This window comes from Pseudoalteromonas sp. SW0106-04, from assembly GCF_001293805.1.
Classification (GTDB): Bacteria; Pseudomonadota; Gammaproteobacteria; order Enterobacterales; family Alteromonadaceae; genus Pseudoalteromonas; species Pseudoalteromonas ruthenica.
On sequence record NZ_BCAI01000001.1, the window covers coordinates 56,872 to 72,147 of the forward strand.

20 protein-coding genes are annotated in these 15,276 nt (G+C 47.7%); 16 read left to right on the forward strand and 4 right to left on the reverse strand.

From position 1 onward, the window contains the following. Positions 1-183: 183 nt before the first annotated feature. From ybaK to W04_RS00265, 6 genes are all read left to right on the forward strand, one after another. Entirely contained in the window at positions 184-645 is a 462-nt protein-coding gene (gene ybaK, locus W04_RS00240; RefSeq protein WP_053909334.1) for a Cys-tRNA(Pro) deacylase, read from the forward strand. 278 nt (positions 646-923) lie between these two features. Further along, on the forward strand, positions 924-3,185 hold the full coding sequence (locus W04_RS00245) for an acyl-CoA dehydrogenase (RefSeq protein WP_053909335.1): 2,262 nt from the start codon (positions 924-926) through the stop codon (positions 3,183-3,185). A 99-nt stretch (positions 3,186-3,284) separates the two neighbouring features. Then, positions 3,285-3,674: a thiol-disulfide oxidoreductase DCC family protein gene (locus W04_RS00250; RefSeq protein WP_082342065.1), complete on the forward strand. Its 390-nt coding sequence runs from the start codon at positions 3,285-3,287 to the stop codon at positions 3,672-3,674. Beyond that, positions 3,653-4,363 carry an SDR family NAD(P)-dependent oxidoreductase gene (locus tag W04_RS00255; RefSeq protein WP_197275925.1) on the forward strand — a complete coding sequence of 237 codons (711 nt, stop codon included), beginning with the start codon at positions 3,653-3,655 and terminating at the stop codon, positions 4,361-4,363. The genes W04_RS00250 and W04_RS00255 overlap by 22 nt, the downstream gene beginning before the upstream one ends. 18 nt (positions 4,364-4,381) lie before the next feature. Then, complete coding sequence (locus W04_RS00260) at positions 4,382-5,032, forward strand: flavin reductase family protein (RefSeq protein ID WP_053909337.1); 651 nt, start codon at positions 4,382-4,384, stop codon at positions 5,030-5,032. Between the two features lie 64 nt (positions 5,033-5,096). Continuing rightward, positions 5,097-5,498: a cytochrome b562 gene (locus tag W04_RS00265; RefSeq protein WP_053909338.1), complete on the forward strand. Its 402-nt coding sequence runs from the start codon at positions 5,097-5,099 to the stop codon at positions 5,496-5,498. 16 nt (positions 5,499-5,514) lie between these two features. Here the strand turns inward: W04_RS00265 and W04_RS00270 are convergent, their stop codons facing one another. The 4 genes from W04_RS00270 to W04_RS00285 form a co-directional block, all read right to left on the reverse strand. Beyond that, on the reverse strand, positions 5,515-6,597 hold the full coding sequence (locus tag W04_RS00270) for a substrate-binding domain-containing protein (RefSeq protein ID WP_053909339.1): 1,083 nt from the start codon (positions 6,595-6,597) through the stop codon (positions 5,515-5,517). A gap of 110 nt (positions 6,598-6,707) precedes the next feature. Further along, a complete protein-coding gene (gene ykgO, locus W04_RS00275; RefSeq protein ID WP_053909340.1) occupies positions 6,708-6,851 on the reverse strand; it encodes a type B 50S ribosomal protein L36 in 144 nt (47 codons plus the stop codon). Then, the gene (locus W04_RS00280) at positions 6,848-7,102 is read right to left on the reverse strand and encodes a type B 50S ribosomal protein L31 (protein WP_053909341.1); all 255 of its coding nucleotides are present in this window, start codon (positions 7,100-7,102) and stop codon (positions 6,848-6,850) included. The genes ykgO and W04_RS00280 overlap by 4 nt, the downstream gene beginning before the upstream one ends. A 284-nt stretch (positions 7,103-7,386) precedes the next feature. Then, on the reverse strand, positions 7,387-8,040 hold the full coding sequence (locus tag W04_RS00285) for a DUF6058 family natural product biosynthesis protein (protein ID WP_053909342.1): 654 nt from the start codon (positions 8,038-8,040) through the stop codon (positions 7,387-7,389). A 170-nt stretch (positions 8,041-8,210) separates the two neighbouring features. Here W04_RS00285 and dapA point away from each other — a divergent pair, with 170 nt between their 5' ends. The 10 genes from dapA (at position 8,211) to W04_RS00335 (ending at position 15,273) form a co-directional block, all read left to right on the forward strand. Next, entirely contained in the window at positions 8,211-9,128 is a 918-nt protein-coding gene (gene dapA / locus W04_RS00290; RefSeq protein ID WP_053909343.1) for a 4-hydroxy-tetrahydrodipicolinate synthase, read from the forward strand. A gap of 190 nt (positions 9,129-9,318) precedes the next feature. Continuing rightward, on the forward strand, positions 9,319-10,020 hold the full coding sequence (locus W04_RS00295; RefSeq protein WP_053909344.1) for a beta-ketoacyl synthase chain length factor: 702 nt from the start codon (positions 9,319-9,321) through the stop codon (positions 10,018-10,020). Further along, entirely contained in the window at positions 10,010-10,780 is a 771-nt protein-coding gene (locus tag W04_RS00300) for a 1-acyl-sn-glycerol-3-phosphate acyltransferase (protein ID WP_053909345.1), read from the forward strand. The genes W04_RS00295 and W04_RS00300 overlap by 11 nt, the downstream gene beginning before the upstream one ends. Beyond that, the gene (locus W04_RS00305; RefSeq protein WP_045979917.1) at positions 10,777-11,040 is read left to right on the forward strand and encodes a phosphopantetheine-binding protein; all 264 of its coding nucleotides are present in this window, start codon (positions 10,777-10,779) and stop codon (positions 11,038-11,040) included. Before W04_RS00300 ends, W04_RS00305 begins: the two co-directional genes overlap by 4 nt. 13 nt (positions 11,041-11,053) lie before the next feature. After that, positions 11,054-11,299: an acyl carrier protein gene (locus W04_RS00310; RefSeq protein WP_022945170.1), complete on the forward strand. Its 246-nt coding sequence runs from the start codon at positions 11,054-11,056 to the stop codon at positions 11,297-11,299. An 8-nt stretch (positions 11,300-11,307) separates the two neighbouring features. Beyond that, positions 11,308-11,877 (forward strand): hypothetical protein, encoded by a 570-nt coding sequence (locus W04_RS00315; protein ID WP_053909346.1) that lies wholly within the window; start codon positions 11,308-11,310, stop codon positions 11,875-11,877. Next, the gene (locus W04_RS00320) at positions 11,861-13,240 is read left to right on the forward strand and encodes an AMP-binding protein (protein WP_053909347.1); all 1,380 of its coding nucleotides are present in this window, start codon (positions 11,861-11,863) and stop codon (positions 13,238-13,240) included. The genes W04_RS00315 and W04_RS00320 overlap by 17 nt, the downstream gene beginning before the upstream one ends. After that, positions 13,233-13,592, forward strand: coding sequence for a thioester dehydrase (locus W04_RS00325; protein WP_053909348.1), 360 nt, complete (start codon positions 13,233-13,235; stop codon positions 13,590-13,592). Before W04_RS00320 ends, W04_RS00325 begins: the two co-directional genes overlap by 8 nt. Continuing rightward, the gene (locus tag W04_RS00330) at positions 13,589-14,329 is read left to right on the forward strand and encodes a glycosyltransferase family 2 protein (RefSeq protein ID WP_053909349.1); all 741 of its coding nucleotides are present in this window, start codon (positions 13,589-13,591) and stop codon (positions 14,327-14,329) included. Before W04_RS00325 ends, W04_RS00330 begins: the two co-directional genes overlap by 4 nt. After that, positions 14,326-15,273, forward strand: a complete 948-nt coding sequence (locus W04_RS00335) for an acyltransferase (protein ID WP_053909350.1) — start codon at positions 14,326-14,328, stop codon at positions 15,271-15,273. Before W04_RS00330 ends, W04_RS00335 begins: the two co-directional genes overlap by 4 nt. The last annotated feature ends 3 nt before the right edge of the window (positions 15,274-15,276 follow it).

Sequence of the window (15,276 nt, forward strand, 5' to 3'; positions counted from 1 at the left end):
TATATGTGATTTCATGACATCCTAACGAAGCTTTTATGAAACTTAGATTAAAGTTACACTGAATTAACATAAGAGCCTTGTTATCATATAGTTAGCTAGTAGTTAGCTAGGTTCTGAAACATAGACAAAGATCTAACCCAGCAGTATGCTCTAAGCTACAGATGATAAAGATACGGACACACTATGACCCCCGCTGTGACCCTGTTAGAAAAGCACAAACACACATACGAGTTGCTCAGTTTTAGCCATGACCCTCAGGCTGACAATTACGGCCAGGAAGTCGTTGCCAAGCTCTCTCTAGATTGTGAAAGCGTGTTCAAAACCTTGGTTCTTAAAACTGCGAATAATGACTTTGTTGTCGCCATTACGACAGTCAATCGTACGGTCGATACCAAAGCGCTGGCAAAATTAGTGGGGTGTAAAAAGGTGGCGATGGCCAGTGCGAGTGAAGTTGAGCGCATTACCGGCTATGTGCTTGGGGGAGTCAGCCCATTTGCGCAAAAAAAGCGCTTGCCGACCTTTGTTTACCAAAGTGCACTGCAACAGCCGCGTATTTATGTCAGCGCAGGCAAGCGGGGCGTTGAGCTGGCAATTGCACCTGATGTGTTAGCACAGTTACTCCCAGTAAAATTCGGTTCCTTCTGACACAGGCTCTGTGCCTTTTCCTATCTTTACTACCCAAGCTTTTGGCCATTGTTTTGATTTACAGCTCGCCCGCCTTTTCTGTCTCAGCCGATACCAAGATAAAAAACAAAAAAATTCAGCGTACACCTGTGCGCTTAAAGCTATTTAATTTCAATGTGTTAATTGCACCAACTTAAACGGGAATTGAAATTTCTGTTAAAAAACTGGTTGGACCAATTGATCTGTTTGTATTTTTATGCCGTAATAGTGGGTAAATTAACTGGTCTGATGAGTTGGTTATGAGCTTACGTACTAAATTGAAAAAAATCCTTCCGAGTATTTCTGTTACCGAGCAAGAGGCGCTAGACGCTGGTGATGTTTGGTTAGAGGGCTCGATTTACAGGGGTAAACCTGACTTTGCTGCCCTGCGCAATGTGCCAGCGGCAACCTTGAGTGCCGAAGAGCAGGCATTCCTCGACGGCCCAGTGGCACAATTGCTTGAGATGATTGATGAGACCGAAATCCAATCGGGTAATCATCTACCTGAGCATATTCTTGAATTTCTTAAAAAAGAGCGCTTTTTTTCGTTAATCATCCCGAAAAAGTTTGGCGGTTTAGAGTTCAGCCCATATGCAAACTCTACTATCGTTGCGACAATCTCAACGAAATCCTCGGCGGTGGCAGTGACGGTCATGGTGCCTAACTCTCTAGGCCCAGGTGAGTTACTGCTTCACTACGGCACTGACGAGCAACAAAATCACTATTTACCACGTCTGGCTGATGGCCGCGACATTCCTTGCTTCGCGCTAACTAGCCCTGAGGCTGGCTCTGACGCCGGTGGTATCCCAGACATTGGTGTGGTTAAAGAAGGTGAGTTTGAAGGTAAGAAAGTACTGGGTCTTGAGGTCACTTGGGATAAACGTTATATCACCTTAGCCCCTATCGCTACTGTACTCGGTTTGGCGTTCAAAGTAGTTGACCCTGATGGCCTACTCGGTGGCAAAGAAAACCTAGGTATTACTTGTGCGCTTATTCCTCATGACCACCCTGGCGTGCAATTAGGTAACCGTCACGACCCGATGGGCGTGCGTTTTTATAATGGCACGACACGCGGCGAGAAAGTCTTCATCCCGATGGAGTTCATCATCGGCGGACAACAGAATATTGGTCGTGGTTGGCAAATGCTGGTGAGCTGTTTAGGCGCAGGACGCGGTATTTCACTACCTGCACTGGGCGTATCGGTATCGCAAGTATCCTTTAAAGGCGCAGCAGAATACGCCGCTGTGCGTGAGCAATTCGGCTTGGCTATTGGCCAATTTGAGGGTATCCAGGAAAAACTCGCGGATATTGCCGGTAAAACTTACTTGCAAGAAGCTATGCGAGTGCTGACCACCGAAGGACTTGGCATGGGCTTGAAGCCATCAGTGGTAACCGCTATTGCCAAATACCACATGACTGAAATTGGTCGCGATGTGCTTAACTCAGCAATGGATATCCAAGCTGGTAAAGCGATTCAACGCGGCCCGCAAAACACCCTAGCTAGCGGCTTTGTGGCGCAGCCTATCGCTATCACCGTTGAAGGCGCAAACATTTTGACGCGTAACCTGATGATCTTTGGTCAAGGTGTAATGCGTTGTCACCCGTATCTGCAAAACATGGTTGAGGCGATTCACTCACAGGAAAAAGATGCCGACGCGACGTTCAATCGCATCTTGCGCAAAACAGTGGGTTACAGCACGGCAAACGCACTTCGTGCATTTAAGCACGGCATGCTCCCGTTTACTGCGTCAAGTCAGTCAAACTTGCCAGAGGTGCGAGAATATGAAAAAGCGGTACATAAGCTATCCTCTCGTTTAGCTGTGTACGCCGACTTCTCGCTACTGGTGTTAGGTGGCAAACTGAAGCAAGCAGAAATGTTGTCAGCGCGTTTAGGTGATGTGATGAGCTACATGTATGCAGCCATGGCATCCATTAAATACTATGAGCAAAAAGTCAGTGCCGAGGATAGAGAGCAAGCAGCTCCTTATTTCCACTATGCAACTCGTTGGGCGTTGCAGCAGGCGGAAAAGGCATTGCATGCATTTTTGGATAACTTTCCTGCGTCTGGTACGCGTAAGTTCATGCGCTTTTTAACATGGCAGTATGGCTATAAGATGCCTGCGATCGGCGACGAGTTGGTGCGTGAGCTGGCGAAGCAAGCACAGCTTGATACCAATATTAAAGCGCAATTGACGCATCTCGTTAAGCCAACGCCAGGTGATGGCCATGACATTAATGAGCAAGCTTACAAAGCAAAACTGGCTAACCTAGACAGCTTAGCGAAAGTGCGCAAGGCCATTAAGTCGAAGCAGATCCGCTCAGGCGTACGCTTTAGCGAAACTCTCGACAACGCGTTAGCGGCAAGCGTTATTGACGCGCAGCAGTACGCTTCACTGATTGATTATAACAACAAGCGTGAGCTGGCTATTCGTGTTGATGAGTTTGATTACGATATGAACTTATTAACCCCTAATGGTGAGCGCGCTGATGGCGAAACCACCACGTTGCGTAATGCTAGTTAACTGATAGATGCCAACGCATCACACAAGCCCTTGAGCTCCGGCCAAGGGCTTTTTTGATCTTCTTCCATCTATGGTGCGTACTTGTTTGCGGAGGTAAGTATGATCACCTTATTCTATGATGCGCAATGTCCGCTGTGTGCGGCGGAGATGAGAAAATTAAAAAAAGCGGATATGCGAGATGAAGTTCAGCTCGTTGATATTCACGATAGTCATACCATGGCCGCTTATCCGCAGGTGCAATTTAGCGCTGCTAATCGTATTTTACATGCCGTGGACGAACGAGGGCAACTGTACCTAGGTTTAGATGCCACAGTGCGAGTGTGGCGACAAGTCGGCAAGATGCGCTGGCTGGCTGTTTTACGCTGGCCGGTCATTAAATGGTTTGCGGATATCGCGTACCGACTCTTCGCTCGTTATCGCCTCCCTGTTTCTCGGCTATTAATGCCGAGTCAGTGTGTGAACAACCAATGTCGCAATCCCAAGTCATGAAACAGGCGCTGATCATCGGCGCTTCCAGCGCAATTGCGAAAGCCCTTATTGAGGACCTTGAACAGCAACAGGTGGAGGTTACATCGGTTTCGCGTAGCCAACTTGAGCGCAGCCCGCATTCCCTCGTTGATTATAACGATGAGGCTATTAATGAATGGGTGAAAGAGCTCAACGGGCAGCGATTTGACTATATCTACATCTGCAATGGCGTTTTGCATGGCCAAGGCGTGGCTCCAGAAAAGTCCTTATCGGCTTTTAATGAACAGCAATTCAATGAGGTGATAAGAGCTAACACTCTCGTTCCCATGTTGTGGCTTAAGTATACACCGGAGTTAGTCCCTCGTAATGAACCGTCTGTGATAACCATTTTCAGCGCCCGAATTGGCAGCATTAGCGATAACCGATTGGGAGGGTGGTACAGTTACCGAGCCTCCAAGGCGGCGCTAAATATGTTAGTGAAAACCGCCTCTGTGGAGGTGCGACGCACCCACAAACAAGCAAAGTTCGTGCTGTTTCATCCTGGCACCACAGACACGCCACTGTCCAAACCTTTTCAAAAAAATGTTCCTGAGCACAAATTGTTTACGACTACGTTTGTGGCTCAGCGGCTACGCGAACTGACTATGGAAACACAGGATTTACCTGAGTGTGGCTACTTTGATTGGGACAAATCTGCTATTCAATTTTAACTTATTTAGAGCGTTTTTATGCATTTTAGTAAACACGACATTGAGCAGATGCCATCGCGGTATCGCGCTCATTTTATTAACTCTTTGTCTGGCTATAAAAGTGCCAATTTAGTGGGCACTGCAGATCATCAAGGGCGGCATAATCTTGCCATTGTCAGCTCAGTGGTACACCTAGGGGCGCAGCCACCGCTGGTGGGGATGATCATGCGACCGGACGTGGTCGAGCGCCACACTCTGGCCAATATTCGGGAAACCGGTTGGTACACTTTGAACCAAGTTCACCGGTCTTTTTGGCAGCAGGCGCATCAAACATCGGCTAAATACCCTGCAGGTGAGAGTGAGTTCTCAGCCACTGGCCTCACTGCCGAATTTATTGGTGATTGCCCCGCGCCCAGTGTGGTCGAGAGTCAGCTTTGTTATAGCGTTAAGCTGCTAAGCGAGCAGCCAATTGAGTACAACGGTACCATCATGTTGATCGGTGAAATCGAACAGGTGGTTCTCAAGCAGCCGGCATTGTTTGAGGATGGCCATATCGACCTCAACAGCTTGCAAACGGTCGCGGTGGCAGGGTTAGATGGCTATCATGTCGGTCACGCCCTGGGGCGCTTACAATACGCTCAGCCAGACAGTGAACCAACAGTGCTTGAGGCGAAGTGTAAAGGGGATTGACAGGGCGCTTGTGTCCTGTCGATGCATCGGTACAATAGCGGCACAAAAGACAAGAGATGTAACTATGTTGCCATTACTAACGCGCTTTAGCGCCCTTATTTTATTTACTTTGCCATGTTTGTCCCAGGCTCAATCTCAGCAGGTCGACCTTGAAGCGGTGATGAAAAACATGGGCCATAGCTACAAACAAGCAATGGAGGCGCAGCAACCGACAATCATGAGTAATGCTCTGAAGGACCTGAAAGAGCTTGTACAAGAGGCCAAACGAGCGCGCTTCTCAAAAGAAGCAGAGCAATCTCAACAGGGGTTGGATAAGGTGCTTGAGCGCATAGCCTCGGCTGAGCAACAACTCGCTCAGGGGCAACTTGAGGCTGCCCGTGAAACCCTTAAAGACATCGATACGCTGCGTAAAAAGTATCATGAGCTGCATGAACCGCCAGGCTTCTGGGAGCTTTTGTTCGGCTAACAATTAATACTCGTTTTTAAGGGCAGCGCGATGCTAAGCATTGCGCGAGGTTGGATAAAGTGAAATCTAACGGTTGTGCTTCAGTTTTGCTAAAGCGAGTAAAGTCGATATCCCCGAGTCCCTTATTATGCAATGCATTAATAAGGGGCGTAAATTGCGGATCATTGGCGGCGAATATTGGGTAATTGGCATCAGAGCCGAAGGGCTGCTCAAGTATATGGGCGTCGTAAAGAGCAATAAGCGCAGCGGCTCCTAATAGCACATGCCCGCCGACAGATACATCTGCACTGACATTGCTCGGGACCTTGTCCCAATTGATACCGCCGATAACAGGCTGAGTCTCTCCCCGAGCATTACGGGCTGCACGCACAACCCCGTTGGCGATGGGGTCATTGGCTGCCCACACCATATTAATTTCTTTGAACCGGGCTAAGGCTCGGATACTTTTTCGAAACCCTTCCTCTTGAGACCAATTAGCGACATCGCTGTGCACTAACTTAATATCGCGGTGCTGGCGTAAGAAAAGTTCTAAGCCATGCTTGCGGCTGATTGCCGAGTCGGTACTGTAATCTCCATGCAGGGCTAATAAGTTGAGGGTTGTGCCATGAGCAAAGCGCGACTTCGCAATGTGGTATAAAGCATTTGCCAACTGATAGCCTGCGTCGAAGTTATTGGGGGCAAGATAACCAATGAACCATTGTGGTTTAGTTTCTAACACCTCGTCATCTGGGGCGTTAAATATAAACAAAATAGGCTTAGTGATCTCGGGAGCGCCGTTGAGCCACTGTGTTACCGCCTTTTTTTCGTCAACCACAACAAGGTAGTCGGCATCACTGCTCATTGCTTGGCGTAGCTGCGACTTCATTAAGATATGGTTTCGGTTGGCGTAACTCACCGTCAATTCGATATTTAAATCTTCTGCGACGCTGTTCATGGCGGAGCTCACATCACGCCAAAATAAACCCGTGGCATTATTAAATTGATGACCGAGATTCACAAAGTAGACTTTTAGCGCTGGTGATGCAGCTTGCGCCTCGACTTGGGGGCTGATAAAGGCGAGGGCGATATAACAGAGCAGTGTAAACAGAAGATACTTCATCGTGACCATGCAATAGCGGAAGAGGTTTAAGTGTATGCATAGGGCCACAAACAGTAAAGTTTAGACTGGTACGTAAACAGTCAATTGGTTATTTACGCACCAATTTTACATTATTTGCGCTTTTTGCCGCCTTTTCCTTGCACTGCTTTAAAGCGAGGGTTGGTTTTGCAAATAACGAATACGCGGCCGCGACGTTTTACCACTTGTGTACCGGGGCGACTCTTGGCGCTTTTTAAAGAGCTCAATACTTTCATTTTCTTGCTCCTAAGCCTTTAAAACGTCGGTTAAATTGGGCAATACGGCCATCTTTACCTACGGCTTTTTGTTTGCCGGTGTAGAAGGGGTGAGACGCACTAGAAATATCAATAGCGACGTAAGGGTAGGAAACGCCATCAAGGGTTACAGTTCTGTCTGTATGAATGGTTGAACCAATAACAAAGTATTGATCAGCTGATGTATCATGGAAGGCCACTTTTTGGTAGCGAGGGTGAATATTAAGTTTCATAGCAATACCTCCTTAATTATGTGATAACATATCACTCTCTTGAGGTTGTTGCAACTAATTCTCATTTGCTTGGCGAGAATGTACTTGACGTGTTTATCACAACGCGCAGATCAGAAGCCGTGCACAGTGATGTTTAGTATTAAAGTGCTGAGCTAGTAGAGGCGGGTGCGTTATTTTGCGCCCTGATTAGCAAACAAATAGGGCTGAGCACGCCAAGTTATATAAAGGCGTACTGGCCTCACACTATTATTTGTCGGCGAACCACGTGATGTCGCACAGCCACTCTACATTTTTACTGATAAATCGTACTTCATGGTCAATTTATCCAGGTAGCGAGCACGCAAAGACTGGTCATATTCATGACTTGGCGGCTGGATCAACACTTTGGAAAACTGTTTCATAATAGGGTGTAACTGTTGACGTTGGGTTTTGTCGAGAGCCTGAGCAGTGAGTCCTTCAGTAATAGTATCAATGCTATAACGCAATGCATCCATTTGCATGATTTCTTCTATTTGCCCATTGCGAGTTTGTGTACCGAATTGGCCAGTGAGAAATTGTTGCCAAAGGTGGGTGAGACGCTCGTCAAAGTCTTCGGTATAACTTTCATCAATAAATACGCCGTCTTGTTGCAGGTTTTGTAACGCCCCCTGCGCACGTTGAGCAAATAGAATAAATGCCGTACTAGCACTTTCAATATCGGACTTTTGCAGCTGTCTGCCCCAATCTTGCATAGCTACGGGATAATACTGCCAAAATACTTGGCAGGGAAAGATCCCCTGGTAAGAGTGGCACTGAATACTGTTCTCAAGGCTATAGCTGGCCTGAGGAAATATGCGTAAGTGTTGCCAGTGTTGTAATTGTTCTTGCTCTACACCGAGCAACTGACACAATGACTCTTCGCGGTAGTAGAACTGTTCAAGGTAGTCGAGTAGATGCATTGGTAAATTCAAATAACTGTATATATGTACAGTTATTGTGGTTCAAATGCAATTCAGATGCAAGGTGTATAATTTGTTAGCATAAACACGTCAATCAGTCATAGACATCTGCCATTGCGACGATGGATATGATTAAATGTTGCTATAAAAGAATAAATGAGATTATTTCTATGCGCTCAATGGAAAAAATACGCCAAGCTCGTGTGATCACTGCGATAAAAACGCCTTATACACAATCGGGTGAGGTGTGCCTATCCACCTTCGATAAACTAGTTGAAAGACAAATCGCCGCTGGCGTTGATGGTATTGTGGTCGGCGGTACTACGGGTGAAGGTCAACTGATGAATTGGGAAGAGCACTTGATGCTTATTGCCCACAGTGTTTCGCAGTTTGCAGATAAGTTATTGATAGTGGGGAACACTGGCAGTAACAACACCCGCGAAGCGATTAAAGCAACCACCTATGGGTTCGCAACAGGGATGCATGCATCGTTGCAGATTAATCCTTATTATGGGCGTACCTCTGAGGCGGGGTTGAAGGAGCACTTTAGCCGCCTTCTTGATATTGGCCCTGCGTTTATTTACAACGTACCTGGGCGTACGGGTCAGGATTTGACTCCTGATATTATGACTCCGCTTGCAGAGCATAAAAACTTTGTCGGCGTTAAGGAGTGCGGTGGCAATGAACGTATTGCCGCCTACGAGCGCCAGGGTATTGCTTGCTGGTCAGGCAACGACGACGAAGCGCATGATGCAATCCATGAGTTTGACGCTCACGGTGTGATTTCAGTAACAACCAACCTGATACCTGAGTTATTTTGTGATTTGATGCGCACACCACAACCGCAGCGCAATGAGGAGCTTAAACCGCTCATGCAGTGGCTGTTTTGTGAACCCAACCCGGTTGCCATCAATACCGCGTTGGCCATGACCGCAGCGGTTAAACCGGTGTTTAGACTTCCATATGTGCCGTTGAGCGAGCAGCAGCAAGCCCAGGGTCAGGCGCTCATGGCGCAATTGCAACGCGGTGAGCTAGTTGGCGATGCGCAGCCGGAAATGATTGATAAACAAGCCGTCGTCTATATCTAAAGCAACCAAGCTAAAAGCTAGAGTGCGCGTTGCGCACTCGCCATTCACTTCTTTGTCGATAACCTGCAATAGCTGGGGCACTGCTTGGACACTCCACTCCCTTAACCTGCAGTTAATTAGTGCTACATTTTTTGCTATTTAAATAACAATCCAGTACTATTTGCGCCCTTGTGGAAAACGGACTTTAGCGATGAAGTGTGCTGTTGAAAAGTTAGCGATGTATGTGCCGCCGACGGCTGAGGTCAAAGACCCAGCAATGACAGACGTTATTGCTTCTTTGGCAACAATCAACAGCGACATTGATGTCAGCTGGGTGAAGCCGATGCAGCGCCGGCGTCTGAGCTTATTTGCGAAAATGGCGCTTAGCTGTGCCAATATGGTTAATACAGATGCACACGCAATGCCTGTTGTGTTCTCCTCGCGTCACGGAGATTTACACAAAACGTCTGACTTACTCGAGCAATTAGTTGAGCAGCAGCCATTGTCGCCAACTCAATTTGGTCTTTCCGTACACAATGCAGTTTCCGGTTTGTTATCAATACTAACAAACAATACCGCTGCAGTAAGTGCGATCGCAGGTGGTCGGAGCACTTTCTCAAGTGCGCTCATCGAAGCTTACTTGCAGCTACACAGTGGTGATACTGAGCGAGTTTTACTTCTTCATGTGGATAGGGCACTCCCTGACATATACGCCCAATACGCTGACGAAGAACAGGTGGATCATTGTGTTGCCCTAGTACTGAAAAAAAATATCAATGGGCATGGCTATGACCTTCAAGAGTTGCTTGATGCTCAACCAGAACCGTCTTTATCGGCGTTACGGTTTGCGCACGCCGCAATCCACAGTCAGTCGATAGATGTAGGAAAGTGGCGTTGGCATTATGCTCAGTAAACTGAACTATTGTTGGCGTGTGCTGGGCACGGGGTTTTGTTTCAGTGTCTTTGGTCTTGGCGGTGTTGTGCTCAGTGTATTGGTCTTCCCGTTGCAGCGTATGTGTTATCAAGACCCGCATGTGCGTCAAGCTCGGGCTCGAAAAGTGGTGCATTATAGCTTTCGCTTCTTCGTGGCATTGATGGATACATTGGGTGTTATTGGTTTTCACGTGTATGACAAACAGGTGCTGAAAACGCTAAAAGGAGAGTTGGTGTTGGCTAATCACCCCAGCCTAATTGATGTAGTGGTGCTGATATCTGCCATTCCCAATGCTGATTGTGTCGTTAAAGCCCACTTATTTAAAAACCCGTTTATGCGTGGCGTGATAAAAAGCACTGGCTATATAAGTAATGCTGACCCACAAGGTCTGCTCGAAGATTGTGAGCGCTCTTTAGAACAAGGTAATAACCTTATTATCTTTCCGGAAGGTACGCGCTCTCACGGTGGCAGCCTAAACCGTTTTAAGCGTGGAGCGGCAAATATTGCTTTACGAGCACAATGTCCCATAAGGGCGGTGTTAATTACCATGCAGCCGAGCACTTTAACGAAAGGGGTGCCTTGGTATCGAGTGGCGCCCGTCAAAGCGCACATGCATCTGCAAGTTGCCAAAGAGCAGCCGCAGCCATGGCAGCATGATGAACAACCGGTAAGTGTGCAATCGCGCGCCCTGACTCGGTATTTGCAAACCTATTTTCATAACCAAGTAGAAAAATTATGAATGAGCTAAAATTACAACTAAAACAACTAATTATAAACAGTTTAGACCTGGAAGATGTCAGCGTAGATGACATTGATGACAGCGAACCTTTGTTTGTTGACGGCCTTGGTCTAGATAGCATCGATGCTTTAGAACTCGGCTTGGCGATTAAAAAAGAGTTTAATGTGAAAATTGATGCCAATTCAGAGCAAACCAAAGCGCATTTTGCCTCAATTAATGCGCTCGCCGAGTTTATCGAACAATCCCGCAACAACGCCTAAGAGTGAAGAAGACATGAAAACCGCTGCTGAAATTTACGACGTATTACGTGGCATTTTAGAAAACGACTTTGAAATTGAAGCCGATGATATCTCCATGCAAGCCAGCTTGTATGAAGATCTCGATCTCGATAGCATTGATGCCGTCGACTTAGTCGTGAAGCTGCGTGAAATCACCGGTAAAAAGATCGAACCTGAAGCCTTCAAGCAGGTACGCACGGTATCGGATGTGGTTGATGAAGTACATAAACTAGTCGCTTAAGGCGCCTCATGCTCAAAGCAATTATTAACACGCTGCTGTCTATTTGTTTGTTGGCTTACCCTGTATTGGTGTATCTCGGTCTATCTCAAGGATATAGTCAACAAATCATGTGGCTGTTATTGGCTTTGCTTATTATTCGTGCCGCTTTGAGCTTACGTATTCAAGTGCTGGGTGGCTGGCTATTACCCACTTCCGTGGCCGGCGTTATTTTAGTGGCCAGTGCCTTAGTGAGCGCACAGCCTCAGCGACTGCAATGGTATCCGGTGATTGTTAATCTTGTTATGGCGGCAGCGTTTGCTTATACACTGGTGCATAAACCCAGCATGATAGAGCGCTTCGCAAGACTGCGCGAGCCACAATTAAGCGATCAAGGCGTGCGTTACACCTATCGAGTGACGCAAATATGGTGCGTTTTCTTTGTGCTCAATGCGGCTTTTGCTACCTACACCGTGCTACTAGAAGATATGGTGCTTTGGACTGTGTACAATGGCTTAGTCGCCTATATAGCGATGGGCATTTTGGGTGGCGGTGAGTTTGCTTATAGAATGTGGTTAAAGAGCAATGGACAGCTTAAATAAATTAATCGACCTATTGGCGCCAAACTGTGCCAGTGACGAGCACGCCTTCATCACGGCTGATACACTGATTAAGCGTATCAATACGTTTAGCGCACATTATAAAAAGCTGGATATGAGCACAGCGGTGGTGCTGTATCATAGCGACAGCGTTGAATTCTTTACCCGCCTCATGGCGTTAGCACAAACCCCCATAGACATTATCTTACCGCCTAATGCGCAACCGCAGACTCTAGCGAGAATGCGTGAATTAAGCGCATCTTTTTGCGGCGAACACAGTGCAGCCTGTGAAGGCGGGTTTAGCTATATTGATGAGGAAGTCGACGATACCTCCAGCTCATCATTGGCCGAGCAACGCAGTGACAATATCTATTGGCCGAATGATAAAATAAGCGGTCGGTTAGTCTTCTTTACCTCAGGAAGCAGTGGGCCGGCTAAAGCCATATACAAAACTTGGACAGCGATAAATCGCGAGCTTAACACACTCGAGCAAACCTTTATGGCTCGCCTTACTACTGACTCAGCACGGTTTGTGGCTATGGTGTCTCATCAGCATATTTACGGTTTACTTTTTAAAGTATTATGGCCCGCCCGTTTCGGCCATTGCTGGCACGGACCAATGTTCCACTATCCTGAGCACCTAGCGCAGTATATTGATTCCCAAGCGCCTAACAACTGGGTGCTGATTGCCTCCCCAGCGCAGTATTCGCGGCTAGTGCAAGATAATGTCCTCGGTGGCAAGCGCAGCAATATCGCGCTGCTATTTTCTTCCGGTGGACCGTTAGAGGACAGCGATGCAACACAATTGTATCAGCAGTTTGAGCGCGCCATTATCCAAGTATATGGCAGCACAGAAACAGGTGGCATTGCTTATCGCCAAGTCAGCACCAGCGGTGCTGTACCTTGGCAGCCATTCCCAGGTGTCGCCTTGGTGCGTCAAAGCGGACAACTAACACTAAAATCGCCATTGTTAGACGAGCCAATGCGCTTAGATGACAAAGTTCAGCTGTTAAGCAGCGGCGAGTTTATGCTTTTAGGGCGCGCCGACCGCACTGTTAAAGTGGCGGAAAAGCGGGTGAACCTAGTGGGTATGGAGGCCCGGCTAATAGCTCACCCCTGGGTCAAGCATGCGGCCATTATGCAGCAAAGTACGGGCCGCCTTGGCGCACTTGTGGTGCTCACTCGCGAGGGCCTACATCAGTTTGAACAATGTCCGCGTAAACATATTAGCCAAACCCTAAAAGTGCACCTTGGTCAAGAATTTGAAGCGGTCTGTTTGCCGCGTAAATGGCGCTATCTGCAAAGCTTACCCTACAACTCACAAGGCAAATTAGTGCCCAGTGAACTGGAGTCGTATTTTGACTGATTTTAAAGTCACTCACCCCGATATTGTTGGCGTTGATGAGCAAGCGGATGAGGTATTGCTCACCTTATCGCTCTCGCCCCAGCTTGATTACTTTAAGGGCCACTTTCCCGATGCGCCGATTTTGGCCGGGGTGGTGCAACTGGATTGGGCTATCCATTATGGACGCAAATATTTTGGCTATCATAATGCGGTTGAAAATGTCGAAGTCCTCAAGTTTCAGGTGGTCATGACCCCGGGGCTGGAGGTGACCTTAGCGCTTGAGAAAAAAAGCGAGCACAAGTTCACTTTTCGGTATTATTCGCACAAAGGCCAGCATGCCAGCGGCCGTATTGTGTTTGCGAGTGACGCATGAAACTGTGCATTGTGATCCCCAACTATAACCATACTCAGGTGATTGCCGATGTCATTGCTGAGCTTGAGCCTATGGGCCTGGATATCGTGATGGTGGATGATGGCAGTGCGGCTTGTGCACAGCGTTATTTGCAGCAGTTAAGCGAGCGCTTCGATTGCTTACATTTACTTAGGCATCAGGTTAATGGTGGCAAAGGCGCGGCGGTGCAAACTGGGCTGCGCTGGGCCTATGCTCAAGGGTACACTCATGCCTTGCAAGTAGACGCCGATGGTCAACATTGTTTGGCTGATATGCAAAAGCTTATCGCTAAAGCCAAGGCCCACCCCCATTGCATTATCAGCGGTCGTCCGGTGTATGATGAGTCGGTGCCCAAGCATCGCTATTTAAGTCGCTATATTACCCACTTTTGGGTGTGGGTGGAAACCCTAAGCCTGTCGATTAAAGACTCCATGTGTGGCTTTCGTGTTTATCCACTGGCTCCATGTATCGCCTTGTTTGATTGCCGTGCCTTGGGGACGCGTATGGATTTTGATATTGAGGTCATGGTGCGACTGTATTGGCGAGGTGTTCCTTCGCTGTTTATCGATACCCAGGTGATCTATCCAGAGCAGGGCGTGTCACACTTTCAGCCGCTACACGATAATCTCAAAATTAGCTGGCTGCATACGCGATTATTTTTCGCCATGCTGCCTCGGCTACCTAAGTTATTGCTGTGCAAGCCCAGGGTAGACTCATGAGCCAAACACATTGGTCGAAAATGCAGGAACGCGGCAGTTATTGGGGCATGCAGTTTTTATTGGCGGTCTACAAGCTCTTTGGTCGCAAGGTGCTGTGGGTGTTTCTTTTTCCTGTGGTGTTTTACTTTTACCTTACCGGAGGCAAGGCGCGCGCAGCCTCAAAGCAGTACTGGCAGAATTTACATAGGTACAACAGCACTCAACCACCATGGCGTTTTAGCACCGGGCTAAAACATTTTTGTACCTTTGCCGATAGTGCCTTTGATAAAATAGACGCTTGGCTGGGTCGCATTAGCCCAGCGCAAATCAATTACCGTAATCAGCATTTGTTTGATGATTTAGTGGCGCATAAGCAAGGGGCTATTTTTATCGGTTCCCACCTGGGAAACTTGGAGGTGTGCCGGGCGTTAGGTATGCGCCACAGCCACTGCGTAATCAATGTGTTGGTGTTTACCCATCATGCGGTGGAGTTTAACCGCACCTTGCAACGTATTAACCCCAATGTTTCAGTTAACCTTATCCAGGTAAGTGAACTTGGCCCGGACTTGGCAATTTTACTGAAAACCAAGGTCGAGCAGGGGGAGTTTGTGGTTATCGTCGGTGATCGAACCAGCACCACGGCAATCGGGCGCGTGCAATATTGCCCCTTTTTAGGTCGCCCCGCACCGTTCGCGCAAGGGCCTTTTATTTTAGCTGCGCTACTGGAGTGCCCCATTTATTGGCTATTTTGCATGCGCAACGGGCGCGGCTTTGATGTGCACTTTAACAAATACAGCGACGGTTTGTCGTTACCACGCAAGAGCAGGCAACAGGCGCTGGAGAAAATAATCCAAGATTACGTGCAGGAGCTAGAGACTGTTGTGCAGCAGTACCCTTACCAATGGTTTAATTTTTTTGATTTTTGGCAGCGTGATGAGCACAGCGCGCGCCACAAGGAGAGCTAATTC

What these genes read in the sequence shown, in the direction of transcription:
- W04_RS00255 (WP_197275925.1), top strand. Translation starts at nt 3,653, where the DNA reads ATGTCGCAATCCCAAGTCATGAAACAGGCGCTGATCATCGGCGCTTCC.
- W04_RS00245 (WP_053909335.1), top strand. Translation starts at nt 924, where the DNA reads ATGAGCTTACGTACTAAATTGAAAAAAATCCTTCCGAGTATTTCTGTT.
- dapA (WP_053909343.1), top strand. Translation starts at nt 8,211, where the DNA reads ATGCGCTCAATGGAAAAAATACGCCAAGCTCGTGTGATCACTGCGATA.
- W04_RS00295 (WP_053909344.1), top strand. Translation starts at nt 9,319, where the DNA reads ATGAAGTGTGCTGTTGAAAAGTTAGCGATGTATGTGCCGCCGACGGCT.
- W04_RS00330 (WP_053909349.1), top strand. Translation starts at nt 13,589, where the DNA reads ATGAAACTGTGCATTGTGATCCCCAACTATAACCATACTCAGGTGATT.
- ybaK (WP_053909334.1), top strand. Translation starts at nt 184, where the DNA reads ATGACCCCCGCTGTGACCCTGTTAGAAAAGCACAAACACACATACGAG.
- W04_RS00250 (WP_082342065.1), top strand. Translation starts at nt 3,285, where the DNA reads ATGATCACCTTATTCTATGATGCGCAATGTCCGCTGTGTGCGGCGGAG.
- W04_RS00315 (WP_053909346.1), top strand. Translation starts at nt 11,308, where the DNA reads ATGCTCAAAGCAATTATTAACACGCTGCTGTCTATTTGTTTGTTGGCT.
- W04_RS00285 (WP_053909342.1), bottom strand. Translation starts at nt 8,040, where the DNA reads ATGCATCTACTCGACTACCTTGAACAGTTCTACTACCGCGAAGAGTCA.
- W04_RS00280 (WP_053909341.1), bottom strand. Translation starts at nt 7,102, where the DNA reads ATGAAACTTAATATTCACCCTCGCTACCAAAAAGTGGCCTTCCATGAT.
- W04_RS00310 (WP_022945170.1), top strand. Translation starts at nt 11,054, where the DNA reads ATGAAAACCGCTGCTGAAATTTACGACGTATTACGTGGCATTTTAGAA.
- W04_RS00300 (WP_053909345.1), top strand. Translation starts at nt 10,010, where the DNA reads ATGCTCAGTAAACTGAACTATTGTTGGCGTGTGCTGGGCACGGGGTTT.
- W04_RS00265 (WP_053909338.1), top strand. Translation starts at nt 5,097, where the DNA reads ATGTTGCCATTACTAACGCGCTTTAGCGCCCTTATTTTATTTACTTTG.
- W04_RS00305 (WP_045979917.1), top strand. Translation starts at nt 10,777, where the DNA reads ATGAATGAGCTAAAATTACAACTAAAACAACTAATTATAAACAGTTTA.
- ykgO (WP_053909340.1), bottom strand. Translation starts at nt 6,851, where the DNA reads ATGAAAGTATTGAGCTCTTTAAAAAGCGCCAAGAGTCGCCCCGGTACA.
- W04_RS00335 (WP_053909350.1), top strand. Translation starts at nt 14,326, where the DNA reads ATGAGCCAAACACATTGGTCGAAAATGCAGGAACGCGGCAGTTATTGG.
- W04_RS00320 (WP_053909347.1), top strand. Translation starts at nt 11,861, where the DNA reads ATGGACAGCTTAAATAAATTAATCGACCTATTGGCGCCAAACTGTGCC.
- W04_RS00260 (WP_053909337.1), top strand. Translation starts at nt 4,382, where the DNA reads ATGCATTTTAGTAAACACGACATTGAGCAGATGCCATCGCGGTATCGC.
- W04_RS00270 (WP_053909339.1), bottom strand. Translation starts at nt 6,597, where the DNA reads ATGAAGTATCTTCTGTTTACACTGCTCTGTTATATCGCCCTCGCCTTT.